This window comes from Cupriavidus phytohabitans (assembly GCF_017815025.1).
Classification (GTDB): Bacteria; Pseudomonadota; Gammaproteobacteria; order Burkholderiales; family Burkholderiaceae; genus Cupriavidus.
In genome coordinates this window covers 55,720-77,112 of sequence record NZ_JAGIQB010000037.1, presented here as the reverse complement: position 1 = coordinate 77,112, position 21,393 = coordinate 55,720, and the positions used below count along the sequence as shown (strand labels likewise).

Here is a 21,393-nt window from a genome sequence, read left to right as displayed (position 1 = left end):
GGCAAGTTAACAGCTCGACACCTTGTTTACAACCCCTGCAAAGAAAAATGCCGTTCAGACTTAACTGAACGGCATTAGGCCGCGTGGCCCCGTTTTTTACGCAGAAGTAGGTACGCTTTGGCCGGGCGTACCTATTTCTGCGTGGCTGTTCCTGTGCCGTTTCGTGTCGTTCATTGCCGCGGCCGTCAGCGTCCCGCGTGCTTTTCCGGTGCGTCGACATCCGGCTTAACATACGCCTTTGCCTCCCTCGAGAACGACCAACAACAAGGAACCAGACATGAAGCTGCAGTCCGCCGCGCGCCTCGCCAATGCCCGACCCGGCCACGCCATGCACAAGGCGCTGCGCCTGCCTGCCATCGTGCTGGCCGCCGCGATGGCCAGCGCCTTGCTGCCGGCCGCGACCGGCACCGCCCATGCCGCCGCGGCGCAGCAGAAGACGCAGGTGCCAGGCTACTACCGCATGATGATCGGCCAGCTGGAAGTCACCGCGCTGTACGACGGCTACATCGACCTCGACCCGAAGATCCTCAAGTACACCAGCGCGCGCGAGGTGCAAAGCCTGCTGGCACGGATGTTCGTCGAGTCGACGCCGGGCATGCAGACCGCGGTCAATGCCTACCTCATCAATACCGGCCGCAGCCTGGTGCTGGTCGATACCGGCGCGGCGGCATGCTTCGGTCCCACGCTCGGGCGCATCGGCGACAACCTGCGCGCGGCGGGCTATGCGCCCGAACAGGTCGATGCCGTGCTGCTGACCCACCTGCACGGTGACCACGCCTGCGGCCTCGCACCGAACGGCCAGCCGGCCTTCCCCAACGCGACAGTCCATGTCGACAAGGCCGACGCCGACTACTGGCTCAGCGAAGCCAATGCCGCCGCGGCGCCGAAGGAAGCGCAGGGGCTGTTCGCGATGGCACGCGCCGCGGTCGCGCCGTACCAGGCGGCCAACCGGTTCCGCACCTTCGACGGCGGCAACGGTACCGAACCGATCCCGGGCGTGCGCGCGCTGCCCGCGTACGGGCATACGCCGGGCCACAGTGGCTACCTGCTCACCTCAGGCAAGGAGAGCCTGCTGCTGTGGGGCGACATCATCCACAGCCATGCGGTGCAGTTCCGCCGCCCGCAGGTGGCGATCGAGTTCGATACCGACAGCCATGCCGCGGTGATCACGCGCAAGCGCATCCTGGCCGATGCGGCCAAGGGCAAGCTGTGGGTGGGCGGCGCGCACCTGCCGTTCCCCGGGCTCGGCCATGTGCGCCGCGATACCGCCGGCTATACCTGGGTGCCGGCCGAGTACGGTCCGATCCGCACGGATCGATAGGCCGGAGCGCACGCCGCACACGCCGCGTTTTTTCGCCTAGAGTCATGCCATGGGCCCGCGCCGGACCGGCACGGGCCGCGGTTCCTTGCCGGAGGCGCGCCATGGCAACCCCTGCATCCCCGCTCGATCGCAAACGGCGCCTGTTGCTGGGCGCCGCGGCCTGCACCGCGCTCGCCGCCAGCCTGCCGCGCCCCGCGCGCTCGCAAAGTGCCGGCCGCAATGCCGCGGCGCAGCCAATCGGTGTGATCGGCGCCGGCCGCATCGGCGGCACCATCGGTGGACTGTGGGTCAAGGCCGGACACCCCGTGCTGTTCTCCTCGCGTCACCCCGAAGCCCTGAAGCCGATGGTCGCAGAAATGGGTACGCTTGCCCGGGCCGGCACCGTGGCCGAGGCCATCGCCTTCTCCGACGTGCTGTTCCTGGCCACGCCCTATGGCGCCCTGCCGCAGCTGAGCCGCGACCACGCCGACGCCTGGCGGGGCAAGATCGTGCTCGACGCCACCAACGCTTTTGATCACCGCGACGGCCCGATCGCCGAAGAGACCCGGCGCGACGGCATCGGCCTGACCACGGCGCGCTACCTGCGTGGGGCTCGCGTGGTGCGGGCGTTCAACTTCATGGGGGCGGCGCAGTTTGCCAGCGAGCATCACCGGCAAGGCGGGCTGGTCGCGGTGCCGATTGCTGGCGACGACAAGGCCGCGCTCGACGTGGCGGCGCAGCTGGTGCGGGATGCGGGCTTCGAGCCCGTGGTGGTGGGTCCGCTGTCCAGCGCCGACCGCTTTGCGCCGGGCGGGCCGCTGTTCAGGCAGGTCGGTACGGCCGGGGAATTCCGGCGCAAGATGGGCGCGCAGTGAGGCGCGCACGCGAGATCAGCAGAGTAAGGGCCGGGACAGGCTGGCGCCGGCTCAGGTCCGGCTCAGGTCCGGCTCAGGGCCGGCGCCGCTCCATCGCCACCATCGACGGCGTAAAGCCGAGCTGGCCGAAGAAGGCCGCTTCGGAAGAGCGCGCCGCGCGCAGCACCCAGGTGATATCGGGATCGTTGCCCATGACGTAGCGCACCAGCGCGCGGCCGATGCCGCGCCGGCGGTGGTTCGGGGCCACGGCAACCATCGACAGGAAGCCGTCGGAGACGTCATCGCACAGGGCCCGGGCGAAGCCGACGATCTCGCCGTCTTCCACTGCCACGGCCACGCGCTGGGAATTGGCCACCAGCCGCGCGAACTTGTCGGGACCGCCTATCCGGTTGGACCAGCCATTGGCGATCAGTAGTTGTCTGGCTGCCTCGATGTCCTCGGGCAACAGGTTACGGATTTCCATTGGCGGCTCTCCCAGTGAAGCATGTACGGCCCCTCGCCGCCCCTTGCCACCAGGGGCGCCGCGAGTCGAGAACGGCACGGGAACCCGCGCCGCACAATTGGCGGAGTGTAGCGAGCGGGCGCGGGCGCGTCAATTTGGCTTCCGGCTGGGTGGGGTGCTGCTCACGCCAGCGCGCGGGCGGGGTATCATGGCCTGCATGAATGCCCCCGTCTTCTCCTCAGCCCATCCGGCCGACCAGCTCGCCGAATTTTCTGACGCGGATGCAGCGCTGGCGCGCATCCGCGAAATCTACGACGCCTCGGTCGGCGCCGTGCGCGCGCGCTTCGATGCATTCGCCAGCGGCAAGCCGCTGCCCTCGGCCGCGCACGCCTGCTACCCATACCTGGGGATCTCGGTCAATATCGAGACCATGGTCACCGACAGCCGCCCCTCCTGGGGCACGGTGGCCTACCCCGGGGTGTACGGCACCACGGTGACTCGCCCCGACCTGCTGGCGGAGTACTACCGCGATCAGATCGAACGGCTGATGCGCTACCACCGCGTTCCGGTGGTCGTGGGCCTGAGCCGGCGCCCGATTCCGCTGCCGTTCGTGATCGAGGCCTCGACCACCGACATCAGCTACACCCAGGCGCGCGAGCTGGAGGCCTCGTTCGTGCTGCCCGAGCTCAGCCGCATCGACGACGGCATCGCCAACGGCACCTACGAGCCGATCCCGGGCGAGGCCTGGCCGCTGTCGCTGTTCCCCGCCGAGCGCGTGGACCTGGCGCTGCAGCGGCTGTACCACTACACCGGCACGGCGCCGCAGCATTTCCAGCGCTTCGTGCTGTTCACCAACTACCAGCGCTATGTCGATGAGTTCGTCGCGCTGGGCCGCGGGCTGATGGGCAGCAGCGACGGCGGCGGCTACACCCGCTTCGTCGAGCCCGGCGACGTGGTGCAGGACTTCGGCGGTGCCGAGCCCGAAGACGCGACCCGCCCGCGCGCGCTGCCGCAGATGCCGGCCTACCACCTGGTGCGTGAGGACAAGCTGGGAGTGACGCTGGTGAATATCGGCGTGGGCCCGTCCAACGCCAAGACCATGACCGACCATCTTGCCGTGCTGCGCCCGCATTGCTGGCTGATGGTCGGCCACTGCGGCGGCCTGCGCCGCTCGCAGCAGCTGGGCGATTACGTGCTGGCGCACGCCTACGTGCGCGACGACCACGTGCTCGACCACGACCTGCCGCCGTGGGTGCCGGTGCCGCCGATCGCCGAAATCCAGGTGGCGCTGCAGGAAGCGGTGGCGCGCGTCACCGGCCTGTCCGGCAGCGAAATGAAGACGCGCATGCGTACCGGCACCGTGGTTTCCACCGACGATCGCAACTGGGAGCTGAAGTCCAAGTCGCTGTACGCGCGCTTCAACCAGTCGCGCGCCATCGCCATCGACATGGAGAGCGCCGCGGTGGCCGCCAACGGCTTCCGGCTGCGCGTGCCCTACGGCACGCTGCTGTGCGTCTCGGACAAGCCGCTGCACGGCGAACTCAAGCTGCGCGGCATGGCCAATGCGTTCTACCGGCAACGTGTCAGCCAGCATATGACCATCGGGCTGGAGGCGATCCGCATCCTGCGCGAGAACGGCGTCGAGCAGCTGCATTCGCGCAAGCTGCGCAGCTTCGACGAGCCGGCGTTCCGCTAGGCCGCGACGTTTTCCCGCCGCCAACGTAAAAAAGGCCGGCGCCTTCGGGCGCCGGCCTTTTTTACTGGCGGGTTGCCGCTCAGAAGCGATAGCCCACGCCCATGCTGAACAGCCACGGGTCCAGGTTTACCTTGGAAACCTTGACGTCGCCGGCCTTCACATCGCTCGACAGCCAGATCTTCTTGATGTCGGCATTCAGGAACCAGTTCTTGGTCAGCTTGTAGTCCATGCCGATCTGCAGCGCCGGGCCCACGCTCCAGCTGTCGAGCTGCAGCGCGTTGTTGGCAAGGTTCTCGTCCCAGATGCGGGTGAAGTTCAGGCCCGCGCCGACATACGGACGGAAGGTGCCGTTGGGGATGAAGTGGTATTGCACCAGCAGCGACGGCGGCAGGTGCTTGAAGGTGCCGATCTTGTTGCCGTCGAGATAGACGTTCTGCTTCTGCGGCACGGTCAGCACCAGCTCGGCGGCGATGTTGGGGGTAAAGAAGTAGGTGACATCGAGTTCGGGGATCCACTTGTTGTTGACCGTGATTCGGTCCGATGCGCCCACGCCGCCTACGGGATCGGAGCTTTTGCTCATGTCGAGATAGGTGCCGCGCAGGCGCACCATCCAGTTGCCCTGAGCGTCGTCAGCGGCCAGGGCGGGCGTGGCAAAAGCGCCGAGCATGGCGCAGGCGGCGATGGCCGAGCAGGTGAGCCGGGTACGGAGAGAGAGCTTGTTCATGATGTTTTGTCTTGGTCTGGCAGAGAGGCCGCGGCCAGTTTGGCCGAGCGGGTCCGTACCGACCTTGACGCAAAACAAGTCTTGCCGCCGCCACACGCGAGGGCGTCGCGATCGCGCGACAACGGTGTTGCGGTGCCAATCCTCCGCTAATAACGACATGCGGAATCATTCGTGGCGAGCCGGTGCGCCAGCCCTTACGCTATGCAGGAGATCAGCGCCCGCAAGCTTTCACGCGAAGGCGGGCGCCGTGGCACCGGGCATGTCGTGGGCGTCCGCAAGGGCGTCTTTCCGGGTGTGCTCCGTGGGGGCGGGGCACACCGGTTTTCTTCGGATCCCCTTGCGGCGGGCGCCGTATCAGGCCGCGGCGGCTTCGTCCGCCGGCTGGCGCGGTGCCCGCGCCAAAGCCTGCCCGCGGGTACCGGTTCACGCCCGAAACCACCGCGCGCAGCGACGCCGTGCAGGTTCGCATCGATGCCCGCGCTGAAGCCCGTCGCCTCTCCCACCCGCACTTCCACATAGCAAGCCAAACGGCGGTGTCGTGCCGGTTCGCCTCGACCGAAGGACGGTCGCGTGTGCGCTGAAAGGATGAGTCAGGCGCATTTCCGTACGTTATCCCTCAGTCATCTGGCCGGTATTGCGCCGGAACCGTTGCGCCTAGTCTGGTAGCGCGGGAAAAAACACACGGGGGAACATCATGAAACTGAGAACGTGGGCAACCTGGTTGGCAGGGACGGCCATGACATGCTTGCTGGCCGCCTGCGGCGGTGGTGGCGGTGGCTCGAGCTCGCCCGCCACGCCTGCCGCGACCACGCCGCTGACCTTCACCGTCAAGATGAGCACGACCTCGGGCGAGGTAGGCGTGGGCCGCACGCTCACCATCAGCGCGCTGGCCGTGGACAGCAACGGCGTCGATGTCAGCGGCAATACGGTGTTCACCTGGAGCAGCATCGACAATGGCGTCGCCACGGTCGAGCCGGTCGCGGCCACGCCGGCCAATGCGGTGGTCCGCGGCATCGCCACCGGTACCACCAACGTGCAGGTGGTCGCGACGGTCAAGAACGCCGACAACACCACCACCACGCTGCCTGCGCAGACCGCCACCATTACCGTGGTGCCGGCTTCCGCGGTCAGCTACAGCCTGTCCATTCCCAATAACAATCTGTCGATGAGCGACGGCCAGGAGCTGCCGGTCAAGGTGTCGCTGATCGACAGCAATGGCAATGACGTCTCGGCCAGCGTCAACAGCTGGGCGTGGGCGAGCAGCGCCACCGCGGTCCAGGTCACGGCCAGCCAGAACAACGCCACGCTGAAGGCGAGCAACAGCTCGGCCACCGCGGCGGTGACGGCTGACGTGTCGGTGTCGGTCACGGCGCCGGATGGCCGCGCAATCGGCGGCGTCATCGTGGTGACGGTCGCGAAGAACGGCTCGGCAACCTATCGCGTGGTGACCACGCGCTACGGTCAGCCGGTGGATGCGCTGCAGGTGCTCAACGACCATCCGGCCAGGTTCACCTCGCGCGTGCTGCGCAACGACGGCCAGGATGTCACGGCCGACTTCGACGGTACCTGGACCTACACCGCTACCTCGCCGACGCTGTCGACTGCCGAAGCCGCGGGTACGCACGACGCCACGGTCAGCAGCAGCCTGGCCAAGGGCACCGGTCCGGTCCAGAGCACGCTGACGGTGACCGCCGTGAGCACCAAGCTGGCTGCGCGCCCGGCTGCCGCCCTGTCCGTTACCGAGAATCCGACCTGGTCGCTGGTCGACGACAACCAGCAGCCGTTGACGCTGCTGCTGACGCCGGCGATCCCGGTGGAAGTGACCGCGCGCATGCGGCACCTGGGCGATGATGCGCAGTACACCCAGTGCAAGGACTGGAAGTGGACCAGCACCGGTCCGGTGTCGCTGACGCCCAGCATGCTCATGTTGCCGCACCAGGTGCAAGCCACCGGCACCGCCGCCGGCGACTTCACCATCACTGCCACCTGCACGGTGATCGAAGACAACACGCCGCTGAAGCTGGTCTTCGTCGGCACTGTCAAGTAAGCAGCAACGTTCCCGCGCGCAAGTGAAACGCCCTCCGATGCGGAGGGCGTTTTGCATTGGATGCGGGCCGGCGGCTCCGGGAGCGACGGCATTGCTCCCAAAGCGTACCCATTTCTGCGCGACAGCGACAGGCGGTTTCCGTGCGCAGCAGAGCCCGCCACACAGCTCCAGCAACCGCGCGCTTTGCCCGCACCGCAGCCCACGCCAGCCATGCCTCGCACGCAAAGCGTACCCATTTCTGCGTGCCACGCAACGGGCCTGCACGGGCTGCGACGCACGCTCGCCAGCCCGCTCAGGGACGCGGCACGAGTGCGCGCAAACCGCCGCCAGCGCATCCCGCGCAAGCAGCGGCCGTACCCATTTCTGCGTAGAAGAGAAAACGGGCCCCGAAGGGGGAATGGAGGGAAAAGAGGAGGAAAGACGCGCCGTTCAGCGCTTGCGCACGAAGCGCACGACCTGTTCGGCAGGCTTTCCTTGCGCGTCGGTGGCGTTGGCGGTGTTGGACCCGCAGGTGTCGCAGCCGCCGTCGTCGCAGCCGCTGGCGCAGCCTGAGGCAGCCTGCGGGGCCAGCCAGCGCACCAGCCGGCCGCGCCAGCCGCTCGCGGCGGCGCCGCCCAGGCGTGTCGCGAGCGCGGCCTTGACGCGCTCGCGCGTGCGCGGCGCATAGCGCGCCACCACCGATACCGCGCACACCAGCACGATCAGCGGGACCAGCAGCGTTTCGATGGCGTGGTAGAGCGTCATGGCAGCGATGGCGTCAGCTGAACAGCAGCGCGACGCGATAAGTGACGAACGCGGCCAGGTAGGCCAGCCCGGTCAGGTACACGATCGAGCCTGCCATGACCTTCCACGAGTTGGTCTCGCGGCGGATCACCGCCAGCGTCGAGATGCACTGCGGCGCGAATACATACCAGGCCAGCAGCGCCAGCGCGGTAGCCAGCGACCATTGTGCCGCGATCATCGGCGCGAGCTGCGTGGCCATGGCTTCCTCGCTCCCCGACAGCGCATATACCGTCGCCAGCGCGCCCACCGCCACTTCACGCGCGGCCAGGCCCGGCACCAGCGCGATGCAGATCTGCCAGTTGAAGCCCACCGGCGCGAACACCTTCTGCAGCGCGTGGCCGATCATGCCGGCAAAGCTGTAGTCGATGGCCGGCGCGGTGGCGCCTTCCGGCGGCGCCGGGAAGGTCGACAGGAACCACAGCAGCACGGTCAGCGTCAGGATCACCTTGCCCACGCGTGACAGGAAGATGCGGGCACGCTCCCACAGGCCGATGGCTACGTCGCGCACATTGGGGATGCGGTACGACGGCAGCTCCATCAGCAGCGGATGGTCGGTGCGGTCGCGGCGGAAGAACTTGAGCGCATAGGCCACCACCAGCGCGCTGATGATCCCGGCCACGTACAGCGCGAACAGCACCAGCCCCTGCAGGTTGAACAGGCCCATCACCGTGCGTTCGGGGATAAAGGCGCCGATCAGCAGCGCATACACCGGCAGGCGTGCCGAGCAGGTCATCAGCGGCGCCACCAGGATGGTGGTGAGGCGGTCGCGCGGATCCTGGATAGTGCGCGTGGCCATGATGCCGGGGATCGCGCAGGCAAAGCTCGACAGCAGCGGGATGAACGAACGGCCGGACAGCCCCGCGCCCATCATCAGCCGGTCCAGCAGGAATGCGGCGCGCGGCAGGTAGCCCGATTCTTCCAGCGTGAGGATGAACAGGAACAGGATCAGGATCTGCGGCAGGAACACCACCACGCTGCCCAGGCCCGCGATCAGGCCGTCGACCAGCAGGCTCTTGAGCAGGCCGTCGGGCATATGCGCGCCAAGCAGTTCGCCGGCCCAGTGCACGCCGCCCTCGATGCCGTCCATCAGGGGCTCGGCCCACGAGAACACTGCCTGGAACATCAGGAACAGCAGCACCGCCAGCAGCAGCAGGCCGAACACCGGGTGCAGCACGATGCGGTCGAGGCGGTCGTCCAGCGCCGCGGTGCGCGCCGGCATGCTGACCGATGCGGCCAGCAAGCGGTTGACATCCGCGTGCACGTCAACATCGCTGGCGGGTTCGGGCGTGGGTGCCGGCGCGGCAGGCAGGGCGCCGTCGAGCAGCGCCAGCAGCGCGGCCGCGCCGTCGCGCTTGACCGCCACGGTGCTGACCACCGGCACGCCCAGCGCGGCGGCCAGCTTGTCACGATCGATCCGGATGCCGCGGCGCGCGGCGGCGTCGCTCATGTTGAGCACCACCACCATCGGCAGGCCCAGGCGGCGCAGTTCCAGCACAAAGCGCAGGTGTAGGCGCAGGTTGGTCGCGTCCACCACCGACACCAGCAGGTCGGGACGCTGCTCGCCCGCGCGCACGCCCATGCAGACGTCGCGCGTGATGGCTTCATCCAGGCTGGCTGCGTGCAGGCTGTAGGCGCCTGGCAGGTCCAGGATGCGCACCTGGCGTCCGGCCGGCGAGACGAAATGGCCTTCCTTGCGCTCGACGGTCACGCCGGCGTAGTTGGCCACCTTCTGCCGGCTGCCGGTCAGTCGGTTGAACAGTGCGGTCTTGCCGCAATTGGGGTTGCCTACCAGCGCGATGCGCAGGGCAGGATTCGGAGAGGCTGCTGCTGACATGTTCCGGAAGGGCTCAGGCGGTCCGCTTGGTCCGCTCATTCGGTGTGGACGCCTTGGCGCCGGGCTGTTCGCTCGCCTCGGCGGGCACGATGCTGGTCACCGAGGCGCTGGCAAGCTCGACGCCAATGCGCGCCGCTTCCACGCGGCGCAGCGCAAAGCGGGTAAAGCCGACCTGCGCGACCAGCGGATCCATGCCGAAGGGCCCATAGGCGATGATCTGGACAATCTCGCCAGGGACAAAGCCCAGCTCTCGCAGGCGGCGCGCAATCGGGTCGCCGGGCGTGGCGTCGTCCACCGATTGCACTACGGCGGGCGTGCGCCGTGGAAGTTCAGACAGCCGCATCATGCTTCCAGTCCATTGGCGCGGTCGTCCGACGCGGCCGTGGTGCGGCCGGCATGACCTCGCTGGGTACGTAAATGAAAATCGTTTTCATTGTATCGCAAATAAGGCACGGCGATGCCCTGCAAGTGGCAGGCACGCCAGCCGCCGCGCCAGCGCGGCAGGAGGCGAATGATAACCGTTGATAACCGTTGAAGACGCGCGTGCCGAAGGGACTAGCTTGGGGGCTGGCGGTGGCATGTCAGCGTGGCGGCACATATAGGCCGCCGGCATTTCGGAGTTCGGCTTTCCAGAACCTAACGCAACAGGTTTCATGCAACACCCTGCAATTACTGCATTTGCGTTATTGGATGCCGCAAGCCTGCGGCGTTAAGCTGCAAGCACGCTGAACACCCCGTTCCACGCGTACTTCACAAGCCATCGGTCACCGTGCCGGTGGCTTTTTCTTTGGGGTCGGCCCCTCTCGACGCCGCCTGCGTGGCCACCATCGCCACAAAGTTGTCGCGGGCGGGATGGTCGGGCGCCGTCTTCCACACGCAATAGACTTCGGAGCGCACCGCCGTGCCCGCCAGCGGCCGGAACGCCGCGCCTGCCATGCCCGAGCGCGCCAACGCCGCCGGCACCACGGCCACGCCCATGCCCTGCGAGACCAGCGACACCACCGAGAGCCAGTGGCGTACTTCGTGCCGGATCTGCGGGTAAAACCCCTGGGCCGCGCACATATCAAAGATACGGCTGTAGTAATCCGGCGACGCCTTGCGCGAGAACAGCACGAAGGCTTCGCCGCGCAGGTCCGCCAGCGCCAGTTCCGTCTGCGCCGCGAGCGGGTGGTCCGCCGGCAGGCAGCAGACGAACGGTTCGGCGTGCACGCGGGTTGCTTGCAGCGAGTCCGGCACGCGCCCGGTGTGGATAAATGCCGCGTCGAGCTCGTCGTGCAGCAGTGCATCGATCTGCTCCTGCGAATTCAGTTCGGTCAGCGCCACCTGGATGCCAGGGTAAGCCGCCTCGAAGCCGCGCAGGATCTGCGGCAGGCCGCGATACAGCATCGAGCCGACAAAGCCGACCCGCAGCCGGCCGATGGCACCCGCTTCGATCTCGCGCGCCAGCAGCCGTGCTGCTTCGGCCTGCGCCAGCAAGGCCGTTGCCGATTCGCGAAAGGCGCGTCCGGCCGCGGTCAGGCGCACGCCGCGGCTGTCGCGGTCGAACAGCCGGGCGCCGACCGAGGCTTCGAGCTGCTGGATGTTCAGCGACAGCGGCGGCTGCGAAATGGCGAGCCGGCGCGCGGCCCGGCCGAAGTGCAGTTCCTCTGCCAGCACAAGGAAATAGCGCAAGTGGCGGAATTCCATGGCGATACAAAAATTATATGGATCAAGCCAATTTTAGAATTAGACGCAAATCCTTGGGGTTTGAATAATGCAGACCAAAGGGCCGCAGCGTGTTCGTCAGCCATGCCGGTCCACCCGCCAAGGAGACCAGACATGCCGACCAGCGCCGTGCGCAATGCCGCACCTCACGCCCAGCCTGACAGCCCCGCCGCCGCCCATCCGGTGCCCGACCGCCAGGGTGGCAGCCTGCTCGCCGCCGACCCCGAGCTGCGTGCGCTGCTGCCGCTCTACCTGCCCGCGGACCTGTTCAATCACCTGCTGCCGCACCTGGAGCGCATGGGCGTGCTGGCCGGCGGCGTGCTCGACGAACTGGCCGCCGTGGCCGACCAGAACCCCCCGACGCTGAGCTACCGCACCCGCAGCGGCGTGGACGCGCAGCGCATCGACAAGCATCCCGCCTATGTGGAAATGGAGCGCGTGGCCTTCGCCGAATTCGGGCTGGCCGCCGCCTCGCACCGCGGCGGCGTGCTCGGCTGGGACAAGCCTATGCCGCCGGCGGCGAAGTACGCGCTCACATATCTGTTCGTGCAAGCCGAGTTCGGCCTGTGCTGCCCGCTGTCGATGACGGACTCGCTGACGCGCACGTTGCGCAAGTTCGGCGATCCGGCACTGGTCGAAAAATTCCTGCCCAACCTGACCACGCAGGTGTTCGAAGACCTGTACCAGGGCGCCATGTTCATGACCGAGCAGGGCGCCGGTTCCGACGTGGCCGCCACCGCCACGCGCGCGGTGCGCGATGCCGGCGCCGAGGGCGGTTGGCGCCTGCACGGCGACAAGTGGTTCTGCTCCAACCCCGATGCCGCGCTGGCGATGGTGCTGGCGCGCGTGGAAGACGAAGCCAGCAACGCCGTGCCCGGCCACAAGGGCGTATCGCTGTTCCTGCTGCCGCGCAAGCTGGCCGACGGCAGCGACAACCACTACCGCATCATCCGGCTCAAGGACAAGCTCGGCACCCGCTCGATGGCCAGCGGCGAGATCCGGCTGGAAGGCGCGCAGGCTTACCTCGTCGGCGAACCCGGCCGCGGCTTCGTGCAGATGGCCGACATGATCAACAATTCGCGCCTGTCCAACGGCGTGCGCGCCGCCGGCCTGATGCGCCGCGCGCTGACCGAGGGCCTGTTCATCGCGCATGAGCGCCGCGCCTTCGGCAAGCGCCTGGAAGACATGCCGCTGATGCGCCGCCAGCTGCTCAAGCTGACACTGCCCGCCGAGCAGGCCCGCACCATGGTGTTCCAGACCGCCGAGGCGCTGCGCCGCGCCGATGCCGGCGAGGCCGACGCCTACCCGCTGATGCGCATCCTGACGCCGCTGATCAAGTTCCGCGCCTGCCGCGACGCGCGCAAGGTCACCGGCGACGCGATGGAGATCCGCGGCGGCTGCGGCTATATCGAGGAATGGAGCGACCCGCGCCTGGTGCGCGACGCCCATCTCGGCTCGATCTGGGAAGGCACCAGCAATATCGTCGCGCTCGACGTGCTGCGCGCGATCCGCCGCGAAGGCGCGCTGCCGGTGCTGCAGGCACACTTGGCCGGGCTGCTGGCCGATACGCCAATGCACGCGCAAGCACGCGCCACCTTCGAAGGCGCCATCGGCGCTGCCGCGAAACTGGCCGCGCATGCCGCCGAAGCCGGCGCCGAGGGCGACCTGCTGGCGCGCCAGGCGGCTTCCGCGCTGTACCACGTGACCACCGCGGTGGCGATGGCCTGGGAAGCCGGCCGCATCGGCTCGGTGCGCCGCATGCGCCTGGCCCAGCTCGTGCTGCGCCACCGCGTGCTGCCGCAGGATCCGCTGGCGGCAGCCACCGAGCCGGAATGGCTGGCCGAGACGGTGGCGCCTCCCGCCGATGGCGTGGTGCGCGCGGCCGGCGCGGTCGCCGACGTCAACGTGTTCTGACGCGGTAGCCACTCCCCTTTGTTTGCTCTCCTCTCCCGCCTGCGGGAGAGGGGCCGGGGGAGAGGGCAGGCGGTGGCATACCGATACGCCTCGCTTCGTTGATGCTCCCGACCTCTCCCCAACCCTCTCCCGCAAGCGGGAGGGGGAGCACCCCCAGACGCCCCAACCATCCCGCCCTCCGCGGGAGATGTCCTACACCAGGAGACAACGCCATGAAACTCTGGCACCGCCTCGCGGCTATTGCCGCGTGCTCGCTCTGCATCGCCCCCGCCTTCGCGCAGAAGGACTTCCCGATCAAGCCCATCATGATGGTCGTCACCTATCCGCCGGGCGGTCCGACCGACGCCATGGCCCGCACGCTTGCCGCCGCGCTCAAGACCAGCCTGGGCCAGCCGGTGGTGGTGGAAAACCGCGCCGGCGCCGGCGGCAACATCGGCGCGGAGGCGGTCGCGCGCGCCGAGCCTGACGGCTACACGCTGATGTTCGGCACCTCGGCGCCGCTGGCGATCAACGTCAGCCTCTATCGCAAGATCAACTACGACCCGGTCAAGAGCTTCGCCCCAGTCATTCAGATCGGCCAGCTGCCCAACGTGCTGGTGGTGAACCCGTCGGTGCCGGCCAAGAACGTCAACGAGCTCATCGCCTACGGCAAGGCGCATCCGGGCAAGCTGACCTATGCCTCGTCCGGCAACGGCGCGTCGTCGCACCTGGCGGGCGTGCTGTTCAACAACGTCACCGGCACCGACTTCCAGCATATCCCGTACAAGGGCACCGGCCCGGCGCTGAACGACCTGCTCGGCGGCCAGGTCAGCATGACCTTCACCGACGTGCTGACCGCGATGCCCTTCATCAAGAGCGGCAAGGTGCGCGCGCTCGGTGTCACTACCAAGGCGCGCTCGCAGGCGCTGCCGGATGTGCCGACTGTCGCCGAGCAGGGCGTGCCGGGCTTCGACGTTTCGGTGTTCTTCGGCGTGGTGGCGCCGGCCGGTACGCCGCCAGAAGTGATCGGCAAGCTCAACCGCGCCTTCGCCGATGCGCTGAAGCAGCCCGAAGTCCGCAAGACCCTGCAGGCGCAGGGCCTGGAATTCGCGCCGTCGACCACCCCGGAGCAGCTTGGCGGCTTCGTCAAGGCCGAGGTCGGCAAGTGGCGCGCCGTGGTGCAGAAGTCGGGCGCACAGCTTGACTAAGCGACCAGGTGAACAGGAGCCAGCCATGACCCAATCCAGCCCCGGCGCGCTTGCCGGCATCCGCGTGGTCGACCTGTCGCGCATCCTGGGCGGCCCGTACTGTGGCCAGATCCTGGGCGACCACGGCGCCGACGTGCTCAAGATCGAACCGCCGCAAGGCGACGACACCCGTACCTGGGGGCCGCCGTTCAAGGACGGCGTCGCGTCGTACTACTTCGGCCTGAACCGCAACAAGCGCGTGATGCGGCTGGACCTGACCACGGAGGCCGACCGCACGGTGCTCCTCGCGCTGCTCGCGGACGCCGACGTGCTCGTCGAGAACTTCAAGACCGGCACCATGGAGAAATGGGGCCTGGGCTATGACACGCTGTCACAGCGCTTCCCGCGCCTGGTGCATTGCCGCGTGTCCGGCTTCGGCGCGGACGGTCCTCTCGGCGGGCTGCCCGGCTATGACGCTGCCGTGCAGGCCATGGCGGGTCTGATGAGCATCAACGGCGAGGCCGACGGCGACGCCCTGCGCGTGGGCCTGCCCGTGGTCGACATGGTCACTGGCATGAATGCCGCACTGGGCGTGCTGCTGGCGCTGCAGGAACGCGAGCGCAGCGGGCGCGGCCAGTTCGTCGAGGCGGCGCTCTATGACTCCGGCCTGTCGCTGCTGCACCCGCATGCGGCCAACTGGTTCATGAGCGGCAAGACGCCGGTGCGCACCGGCAACGCCCATCCGAACATCTACCCGTATGACACGGTGGCGACGGCCACGGACCCGATTTTTCTTGCGGTCGGCAACGACCGGCAGTTCCGCATCCTGTGCGAACACCTGCAGGTCGCGGCGCTGGCCGACGACGAGCGTTATGCCACGGCAGGCGCGCGCTCGGTGAACCGGGTGGCGCTGAAGGCCGAACTGGAGGCGCGCACGCGCGCGCTGGATGGTAAGGCATTGGCCGACACGCTGGTGGCTGCGGGCGTGCCGTGCGCGCCGGTGCTGTCGGTGGCCGATGCGTTGCAGCATCCGCATACCGTGCATCGGGAGATGGTGGTGGAGATGGAGGGCGGCTACAAGGGGCTGGGCGCGCCGGTCAAGCTGAGCCGGACGCCGGCCACCTACCGGCATGCGCCGTTGACGGAGGGGGATGCGTTTCTGGATTAGGCGCAGCCGAGTCTGCCGACAACGCCCGATCCGCGCGTGATGTCTCCCCTCTCCCGCAGGCGGGAGAGGGGAGCAAACACTCACCCGGGAATCATTCCCGGCAGCCAATAAGCCTGCACCATCGTGATCACCCCGATGATCACCGCAAACAACAGGCTGTGCTTGACGGTAAACCGGAACAGCTCCGACTCCTTCCCGACCAGCCCCGTCGCCGCGCAGGCCACCGCGATCGATTGCGGCGAGATCATCTTCGCGGTCACGCCGCCGGTGGTGTTGGCCGCCACCATCAGCGTGTCGGACACGCCGATCTGGTGCGCGGTGGTGTTCTGCAGCGCGCAGAACAGCGCGTTGGAGGAGGTATCCGATCCGGTCAGGAACACGCCCAGCCAGCCGAGGAACGGCGAGAAGAACGGGAACGCGGCACCGGTGCCGGCCAGCAGCAGCGCCAGCGTGGACGACATGCCGGAGTAGTTCGCGACGAAGGCAAAGGCCAGCACCAGCCCGATCGACAGCACCGGGCGCGCCAGTTCCACCAGCGTCTCGCCAAAGGTCGCCAGCAGCGCGCGCGGCTTCATCTTAAGCAGCACCGCGGAGATCAGGGCGGTCAGCAGGATCGCGGTACCCACGGCGGACAGCAAATCGAGCTTGAGCACGGCATCATAGGCCTTGGGCGTGGCCACGATCGGCGCGGCCTTGATCACCATCTGGTCCAGCCCCGGCACCTTGAACTTCAGCACCGTGCCCGCCAGCGCGCCGTTGGCGGCGAACAGCGCCTTGAACGGCTGCAGGCTCCATACCGTGACGATCGCCGTCAGGATGCCGAACGGTGCCCAGGCGCGCAGCGTCTGCGCCAGCGTGTAGGGCGATGCCTTGCGGCTCACCGGAGCGCCGCCGAAGCCGCCGCCAAAGCCGGCCAGCGCCACGGTACCGCCGCTGACCGCACCGCCTGCGCGCTGCGAAGCGCTGCGCGGCTGCCAGACCTTCAGGAACGCGGCCAGCGACACCAGGCTCACCAGCGCCGAGGTGATGTCCGGCAGTTCCGGCCCGATATGGTTGGAAGTGAAGTATTGCGTCACCGCGAAGCTGCCGCCGCACACCAGCGCCGCCGGCCACGTCTCGCGCACGCCCTTGGCGCCGTCCATCATGAACACCAGCCAGAACGGCACCAGCAGCGACAGCAGCGGCAGCTGGCGGCCGGCCATGGCGCCGATATGGAAGGGATCGATGCCCGTGACCTGCCCGGCCACGATGATGGGAATGCCCATCGCGCCAAACGCCACCGGCGCGGTATTGGCGATCAGGCACAGCCCCGCGGCATACAGCGGATTGAAGCCCAGGCCGACCAGCAGCGCGGCGGTGATCGCCACCGGCGCGCCGAAGCCCGCCGCGCCTTCCAGGAAAGCGCCGAAGGCAAAGCCGATCAGCAGCATCTGCAGGCGCTGGTCGTCGGTGATCGCCAGCACCGAGGCGCGGATGATATCGAACTGGCCGGTCTTGACCACGATCTTGTAGAGGAACACCGCGGTCACGATGATCCATGCGATCGGCCACAGCCCGTAGGCAAAGCCGAAGCCGGCCGCGGCCAGCGCCTGCTGCACCGGCATGCCGTAGGCGAGGATCGCCACGCCGAGCGCCAGCAGCAACGTGACCGCGGCGGCGACATGACCCTTCATGCGCCACACGGCCAGCGCGATGAAGAAAAACAGGATGGGAATGGCCGCCGCCAGCGCCGACAGCCACAGGCTGCCTAGCGGCGTATAGAGTTGGGTCCAGGGTTGCACGTTTTAGTCTCCTGCTTCAGTGGTGTTTCGGGAAAATGTTTGTTGTTCTGGGAAGCGCGACGGCTTGATTCCGGCCGCCTGTGTGCTCCCTCTCCCGCTTGCGGGAGAGGGAGCACACAATCGGGAGTCGGAAGGATCGGGCGCCTACTCCGGCTGCCCCTTCTCCTTGAGCAGATCCGCCAGGCTCTTCGCCGCCGGCTTCAGCGGCGTGCGATGCTGCGTCCATCCCATCTGCTTCGACGGCGCCAGCGCACGCAGTCTTGTGGCCGCCCAGCGGAACAGCCGGTAAGTGGCCGGGTGCGAGTACGCCCCGCTCCAGAAGCGCCACACCAGGTGCTCGCCCTTGCTGTACTTCGCACCCTGGCCACGCAGCGGGTTGACCACCCGTTCCTCGGGATCGCGGTTCGATTCGGTGCGCAGGCGTACCAGCAATTGCGGGATCGGAATGCGCACCGGGCAGACCTCACCGCACGCGCCGCACAAGCTGGATGCGGTGGGCAGGTCCGCAGTGGCTTCGAGTCCCAGCAAATGCGGCGAAATGATCTTGCCGATCGGACCGGGATAGGTCGTGCCATAGGCATGGCCGCCGATGCGCGTATAGACCGGGCAGTGGTTCATGCATGCCCCGCAGCGGATGCACTGCAGCGTGGCGCGCAGCTGCGCGTCGGCGTAGGCCTGCGTACGGCCGTTGTCGAGCAGTACCAGGTGCACCTCGCGCGGCCCGTCGCGCTCGCCGTCGCGGCGCGGGCCGGAGATGAGGTTGAAATACGTGGTGATGGCCTGCCCGGTGGCCGAGCGCGTCAGCAGGCTCGACAGCGGCACGATGTGCTCGAGCTTCGCCACTACCTTTTCCATGCCCATGATGGCGATATGCACATCGGGGACGGTGGTGGAAAGGCGGCCGTTGCCCTCGTTCTCGACCAGCCACAGGGTGCCGGTGTCCGCCGCGGCGAAGTTGACGCCGGACAGGCCGATATCGGCGCCGACGAACTCCTGCCGCAGCGCGCGGCGTCCGGTCTGGATCAGCGCGTCGACGTCCTCGGTATAGGGCGTGTCGGGAATATGCTGCTCGAACAGCGCGGCGATATCGCCCTTGGTCTTGTGGATCGCCGGCATCACGATATGCGACGGCTTCTCGCCCGCAAGCTGGACGATGTACTCGCCCATGTCCGACTCGATGCATTCGACGCCGCGCTCGGCCAGGTAATGGTTCAGCTCGATTTCCTCGCTGGCCATCGACTTGCCCTTGATCACGCGCCTGGCCTGCCTCGCTGCCGCGATGCCGTGGATGATGCGGTTGGCGTCGTCGGCGGTCTCGGCCCAGTGGACCTGAACACCGGCGGCGGCGAGCTTGTCCTCCAGCTGCACCAGCAGATCCGGCAGGTTGGCGAGCGCGTGCTGACGCACCGCCTCGCCCAGGTCGCGCAGCCGCTCCAGCTCATCCGCGTCGGGAAACTGCGCCAGCCGCTTGCCCTGCAGGAAGTCCATCGCGCCGCGAAAGCTCTGGCGCAGCTTGGGATCGTCCAGCGCCTCGCGCGCACGCGCCTTGAAGTCTTGCGGCGCGACGAAATGCAGCGTGCTCTGGCTCATTGCGGGGCCTCCGTGTTGTCGATGTCCCGCACGATGACGACCCACAGCCGGCGCGGGCCGTGCGCGCCATAGGCCAGCGTCTGCTGGATATCGGAAGTCTTGGACGGGCCCGAGATCATCACCAGGTTGGTCGGCATGCCGTCGCGCCAGCGTTCGGCGCGCGCGGCCATGTGCAGGTCATGGTGCAGCGTCGATGCGCGCACCAGCGCCACATGCAGCGGCGGCACCAGCGACACCGTGCGCGGCGAACCTGCGTCCGGGGCAACGATCAGCGTGCCGGTGGCGGCAATGCCCGAGCGCGCCACGGTGAAGCCGGCGTCGACGGTGTCGAACAATTCTGCTTTCCAGGTTTCGATGGGGCGGTCAAAGCCGATGGCTTCGACCTGCGGCGGCAGCGCGGCAGCCAGCGCCGCGCCGGCGCGGCTGGCGGGGTCGAGCAGCACGCGCCGGACGCCGGCTTCGGCCAGCGCCGAGGCCAGCAGCACAGGCCACGCTTGCTCATCGGCGCACCAGACTTCCGCGTGCAAGGCTTCCAGTGCGATGCGCATCGCATCGATCAACGCGTCGACGCTCGGAGCGCCATGTCGGCGTGCCTCGAAATGGCCATCGATGCGGCGGTCCAGTTCAGCGGTGGAGGATGCAGGCGCGGGAGCGGCGGCGCGCAGCCGGCCGAGCATTCGTTCGCGGGCGCCGGGCGTGCTCATGCGGCACCTCCGGTACGGCGCCACAGGAAGCTGGCCAGGTGTTCGACCTGCAGCGGCGCGCCGTCATGCGCGGCGGTGTGGCCGATATTGAGCAGGCAGCCGCAGTCGGCCGACACCAGCCGCTCGCAGCCGGTGGCGCAGGCGGACGCAACCTTGTCGCGCACCATCGCGCCGGAGATATCGGGATGCTTGAGCGAGAACGTGCCGCCGAAGCCGCAGCATTCCGACTCACGCTGATGCTCGACGCGGGTTACGCCCGGCAATGCGTCGACCAGCGCCACGCCGTGCTGGCGCGTACCCATTTCGCGGCGGGCGCCGCAGGAGGTATGCAGCACGATCCGCTCGGGCGCCTGGCCCGGGGGCATGGCGTCGTCGAAATCGACGTGGAGCACGTGGAGCAGGAATTCGCCCAGCTCGTAGATGCGCTCGGCCAGAGCGCGTGCCTTCGGGCCTGCCACGGGATCGTCGGCGAACAATTGCGGCCAGTGGTGGCGCATCATGCCCGCGCATGACCCGGACGGCACGACCACCGGCCATGGCTGGCTGAACAGGTCCAGTTGCGCGCGGGCTACCGCACGCGCGGCGTCGGGGTTGCCGCTGCTGTATGCCGGCTGGCCACAGCAGCTCTGCGCACGCGGAAAGTGTACGGTGAGGCCTTCGCGCTCGAGCAGCCGCACGGCGTCGAGCCCGGCCTGCGGCACGAACAGGTCGACCAGGCAGGTGGCAAAGAGGTAGGCCTGCGTCGGGGCAGGGCCGCTGGGGTACTGACGATCCTTCATGTCTCGCTCCGGATGTGCTGGGGTTGCGCTGCTGGGTCGCACATTTGGGCGCATAATTCCCGCTTCCGAGCGGCAGTTCAAATTGGTTGGACCAGTCGGCGGGGCGGCTGAGGAGCGAGGGCGGACGGCATGACGGTGGCGGCACAAAGAAGCGGGCGCACCCGCGGGCGCGTGGAGGTGGTCATGCGCCAGATGGAAACCGCGCTGCTCGACGGCACCTGGCCGCCAGGCACGCGGCTGCCGGCCGAGCGCGTGCTGGCCGAGCAGTACGCGGTGGCGCGCAACACCGTGCGCGAGGCGATCCAGCGCCTGGCCGCGCGCGGGCTGCTGCAAAGCCGGCGCGGCGCGGGTGTCTATGCCACCGACCAGCTGCGCGCCGGCATTGCTTCCCCATGGGGCCAGCTGGTGGCCGACCATCCCGCGCTGCGCGACGACATCCTGGAGTTCCGCCGCGTGCTGGAAGGTGCCACCGCCTACTTCGCCGCGCTGCGCGCCGACACCGCCGACGTCAAGCGCATCCGCTCCCTGATGGACGAACTCGAACGCGCCCGCGCCGGCGACGACAAGCAAGCCGAGGCCGATGCCGATGCGCGCCTGCATGACGCCATCGCGCTGGCCTCGCACAACACCATGTTCCTGCACCTGCATACCAGCGTGATCGGCATGCTGCGCGAACACATCACCATCAATGGCACCGGACTGCGCGAGCAGGACGACAGCGCCTCGGAACTGTTGCTGCTGCAGCACCGCACGCTATGTGATGCGATCTGCGCGCGCCGGCCGGAAGAAGCGCGCACGGCCATGCAGACGCATATCGACTTCGTGCGCAGCCGGGTCGAACAGGACGAACAGGACGGGCGCTGAATGCGCACAGTTGCAATTGGTC

Annotated in this window: 18 protein-coding genes; 8 read left to right on the top strand and 10 right to left on the bottom strand. The window is 68.1% G+C overall.

Going from position 1 to position 21,393, the window contains the following annotated elements:
• Positions 1–328 precede the first annotated feature (328 nt).
• Both J8I34_RS23465 and J8I34_RS23460 read left to right on the top strand, forming a co-directional pair.
• Entirely contained in the window at positions 329–1,321 is a 993-nt protein-coding gene (locus J8I34_RS23465; RefSeq protein WP_371748126.1) for an MBL fold metallo-hydrolase, read from the top strand.
• A gap of 101 nt (positions 1,322–1,422) precedes the next feature.
• Positions 1,423–2,175, top strand: a complete 753-nt coding sequence (locus J8I34_RS23460) for an NADPH-dependent F420 reductase (protein WP_209772679.1) — start codon at positions 1,423–1,425, stop codon at positions 2,173–2,175.
• Positions 2,176–2,248: 73 nt separating this feature from the next.
• Here J8I34_RS23460 and J8I34_RS23455 read toward each other — a convergent pair whose 3' ends face one another.
• Positions 2,249–2,638, bottom strand: coding sequence for a GNAT family N-acetyltransferase (locus J8I34_RS23455; RefSeq protein ID WP_029045077.1), 390 nt, complete (start codon positions 2,636–2,638; stop codon positions 2,249–2,251).
• A 187-nt stretch (positions 2,639–2,825) separates the two neighbouring features.
• On the opposite strand from J8I34_RS23455, the gene J8I34_RS23450 reads away from it, so the two are divergent.
• Positions 2,826–4,313: an AMP nucleosidase gene (locus tag J8I34_RS23450; protein WP_035876699.1), complete on the top strand. Its 1,488-nt coding sequence runs from the start codon at positions 2,826–2,828 to the stop codon at positions 4,311–4,313.
• 79 nt (positions 4,314–4,392) lie between these two features.
• On the opposite strand, the gene J8I34_RS23445 is transcribed toward J8I34_RS23450, so the two are convergent.
• Positions 4,393–5,037, bottom strand: a complete 645-nt coding sequence (locus J8I34_RS23445; protein ID WP_029045075.1) for an OmpW/AlkL family protein — start codon at positions 5,035–5,037, stop codon at positions 4,393–4,395.
• A gap of 736 nt (positions 5,038–5,773) precedes the next feature.
• Between J8I34_RS23445 and J8I34_RS23440 the strand changes: the two genes are divergently transcribed.
• Complete coding sequence (locus tag J8I34_RS23440) at positions 5,774–7,084, top strand: hypothetical protein (RefSeq protein WP_209772676.1); 1,311 nt, start codon at positions 5,774–5,776, stop codon at positions 7,082–7,084.
• A 429-nt stretch (positions 7,085–7,513) separates the two neighbouring features.
• On the opposite strand, the gene J8I34_RS23435 is transcribed toward J8I34_RS23440, so the two are convergent.
• From J8I34_RS23435 to J8I34_RS23420, 4 genes are all read right to left on the bottom strand, one after another.
• Positions 7,514–7,828 carry a DUF6587 family protein gene (locus tag J8I34_RS23435; protein ID WP_029045073.1) on the bottom strand — a complete coding sequence of 105 codons (315 nt, stop codon included), beginning with the start codon at positions 7,826–7,828 and terminating at the stop codon, positions 7,514–7,516.
• A 13-nt stretch (positions 7,829–7,841) separates the two neighbouring features.
• A complete protein-coding gene (gene feoB, locus J8I34_RS23430; RefSeq protein WP_209807121.1) occupies positions 7,842–9,701 on the bottom strand; it encodes a ferrous iron transporter B in 1,860 nt (619 codons plus the stop codon).
• A gap of 13 nt (positions 9,702–9,714) precedes the next feature.
• Positions 9,715–10,044 carry a FeoA family protein gene (locus J8I34_RS23425; RefSeq protein WP_245176089.1) on the bottom strand — a complete coding sequence of 110 codons (330 nt, stop codon included), beginning with the start codon at positions 10,042–10,044 and terminating at the stop codon, positions 9,715–9,717.
• Positions 10,045–10,451: 407 nt separating this feature from the next.
• Positions 10,452–11,387: a LysR family transcriptional regulator gene (locus J8I34_RS23420; RefSeq protein WP_209807120.1), complete on the bottom strand. Its 936-nt coding sequence runs from the start codon at positions 11,385–11,387 to the stop codon at positions 10,452–10,454.
• A gap of 132 nt (positions 11,388–11,519) precedes the next feature.
• Between J8I34_RS23420 and J8I34_RS23415 the strand changes: the two genes are divergently transcribed.
• The 3 genes from J8I34_RS23415 to J8I34_RS23405 all read left to right on the top strand — a co-directional run bounded on the left by J8I34_RS23415 (position 11,520) and on the right by J8I34_RS23405 (position 15,653).
• Positions 11,520–13,319, top strand: coding sequence for an acyl-CoA dehydrogenase family protein (locus J8I34_RS23415; RefSeq protein WP_209807119.1), 1,800 nt, complete (start codon positions 11,520–11,522; stop codon positions 13,317–13,319).
• 212 nt (positions 13,320–13,531) lie between these two features.
• On the top strand, positions 13,532–14,506 hold the full coding sequence (locus tag J8I34_RS23410) for a Bug family tripartite tricarboxylate transporter substrate binding protein (protein ID WP_209807118.1): 975 nt from the start codon (positions 13,532–13,534) through the stop codon (positions 14,504–14,506).
• Positions 14,507–14,531: 25 nt separating this feature from the next.
• Positions 14,532–15,653 (top strand): CaiB/BaiF CoA transferase family protein, encoded by a 1,122-nt coding sequence (locus J8I34_RS23405; protein ID WP_029045067.1) that lies wholly within the window; start codon positions 14,532–14,534, stop codon positions 15,651–15,653.
• 80 nt (positions 15,654–15,733) lie between these two features.
• Here J8I34_RS23405 and J8I34_RS23400 read toward each other — a convergent pair whose 3' ends face one another.
• The 4 genes from J8I34_RS23400 to J8I34_RS23385 all read right to left on the bottom strand — a co-directional run bounded on the left by J8I34_RS23400 (position 15,734) and on the right by J8I34_RS23385 (position 20,507).
• Entirely contained in the window at positions 15,734–17,434 is a 1,701-nt protein-coding gene (locus J8I34_RS23400) for a lactate permease LctP family transporter (protein WP_209807117.1), read from the bottom strand.
• Between the two features lie 144 nt (positions 17,435–17,578).
• On the bottom strand, positions 17,579–19,024 hold the full coding sequence (locus J8I34_RS23395) for a LutB/LldF family L-lactate oxidation iron-sulfur protein (protein WP_029045065.1): 1,446 nt from the start codon (positions 19,022–19,024) through the stop codon (positions 17,579–17,581).
• Positions 19,021–19,728: a LutC/YkgG family protein gene (locus J8I34_RS23390; RefSeq protein ID WP_209807116.1), complete on the bottom strand. Its 708-nt coding sequence runs from the start codon at positions 19,726–19,728 to the stop codon at positions 19,021–19,023. Before J8I34_RS23390 ends, J8I34_RS23395 begins: the two co-directional genes overlap by 4 nt.
• Positions 19,725–20,507 (bottom strand): (Fe-S)-binding protein, encoded by a 783-nt coding sequence (locus J8I34_RS23385; protein ID WP_029045063.1) that lies wholly within the window; start codon positions 20,505–20,507, stop codon positions 19,725–19,727. Before J8I34_RS23385 ends, J8I34_RS23390 begins: the two co-directional genes overlap by 4 nt.
• A 183-nt stretch (positions 20,508–20,690) precedes the next feature.
• Between J8I34_RS23385 and J8I34_RS23380 the strand changes: the two genes are divergently transcribed.
• On the top strand, positions 20,691–21,371 hold the full coding sequence (locus tag J8I34_RS23380) for a FadR/GntR family transcriptional regulator (protein WP_209807115.1): 681 nt from the start codon (positions 20,691–20,693) through the stop codon (positions 21,369–21,371).
• Positions 21,372–21,393: the final 22 nt, after the last annotated feature.

Coding starts and splice junctions, on each gene's coding strand:
- J8I34_RS23465 (WP_371748126.1), top strand. CDS start 329: ATGCACAAGGCGCTGCGCCTGCCTGCCATCGTGCTGGCCGCCGCGATG.
- J8I34_RS23460 (WP_209772679.1), top strand. CDS start 1,423: ATGGCAACCCCTGCATCCCCGCTCGATCGCAAACGGCGCCTGTTGCTG.
- J8I34_RS23455 (WP_029045077.1), bottom strand. CDS start 2,638: ATGGAAATCCGTAACCTGTTGCCCGAGGACATCGAGGCAGCCAGACAA.
- J8I34_RS23450 (WP_035876699.1), top strand. CDS start 2,826: ATGGCCTGCATGAATGCCCCCGTCTTCTCCTCAGCCCATCCGGCCGAC.
- J8I34_RS23445 (WP_029045075.1), bottom strand. CDS start 5,037: ATGAACAAGCTCTCTCTCCGTACCCGGCTCACCTGCTCGGCCATCGCC.
- J8I34_RS23440 (WP_209772676.1), top strand. CDS start 5,774: ATGACATGCTTGCTGGCCGCCTGCGGCGGTGGTGGCGGTGGCTCGAGC.
- J8I34_RS23435 (WP_029045073.1), bottom strand. CDS start 7,828: ATGACGCTCTACCACGCCATCGAAACGCTGCTGGTCCCGCTGATCGTG.
- feoB (WP_209807121.1), bottom strand. CDS start 9,701: ATGTCAGCAGCAGCCTCTCCGAATCCTGCCCTGCGCATCGCGCTGGTA.
- J8I34_RS23425 (WP_245176089.1), bottom strand. CDS start 10,044: ATGCGGCTGTCTGAACTTCCACGGCGCACGCCCGCCGTAGTGCAATCG.
- J8I34_RS23420 (WP_209807120.1), bottom strand. CDS start 11,387: ATGGAATTCCGCCACTTGCGCTATTTCCTTGTGCTGGCAGAGGAACTG.
- J8I34_RS23415 (WP_209807119.1), top strand. CDS start 11,520: ATGCCGACCAGCGCCGTGCGCAATGCCGCACCTCACGCCCAGCCTGAC.
- J8I34_RS23410 (WP_209807118.1), top strand. CDS start 13,532: ATGAAACTCTGGCACCGCCTCGCGGCTATTGCCGCGTGCTCGCTCTGC.
- J8I34_RS23405 (WP_029045067.1), top strand. CDS start 14,532: ATGACCCAATCCAGCCCCGGCGCGCTTGCCGGCATCCGCGTGGTCGAC.
- J8I34_RS23395 (WP_029045065.1), bottom strand. CDS start 19,024: ATGAGCCAGAGCACGCTGCATTTCGTCGCGCCGCAAGACTTCAAGGCG.
- J8I34_RS23390 (WP_209807116.1), bottom strand. CDS start 19,728: ATGAGCACGCCCGGCGCCCGCGAACGAATGCTCGGCCGGCTGCGCGCC.
- J8I34_RS23385 (WP_029045063.1), bottom strand. CDS start 20,507: ATGAAGGATCGTCAGTACCCCAGCGGCCCTGCCCCGACGCAGGCCTAC.
- J8I34_RS23380 (WP_209807115.1), top strand. CDS start 20,691: ATGCGCCAGATGGAAACCGCGCTGCTCGACGGCACCTGGCCGCCAGGC.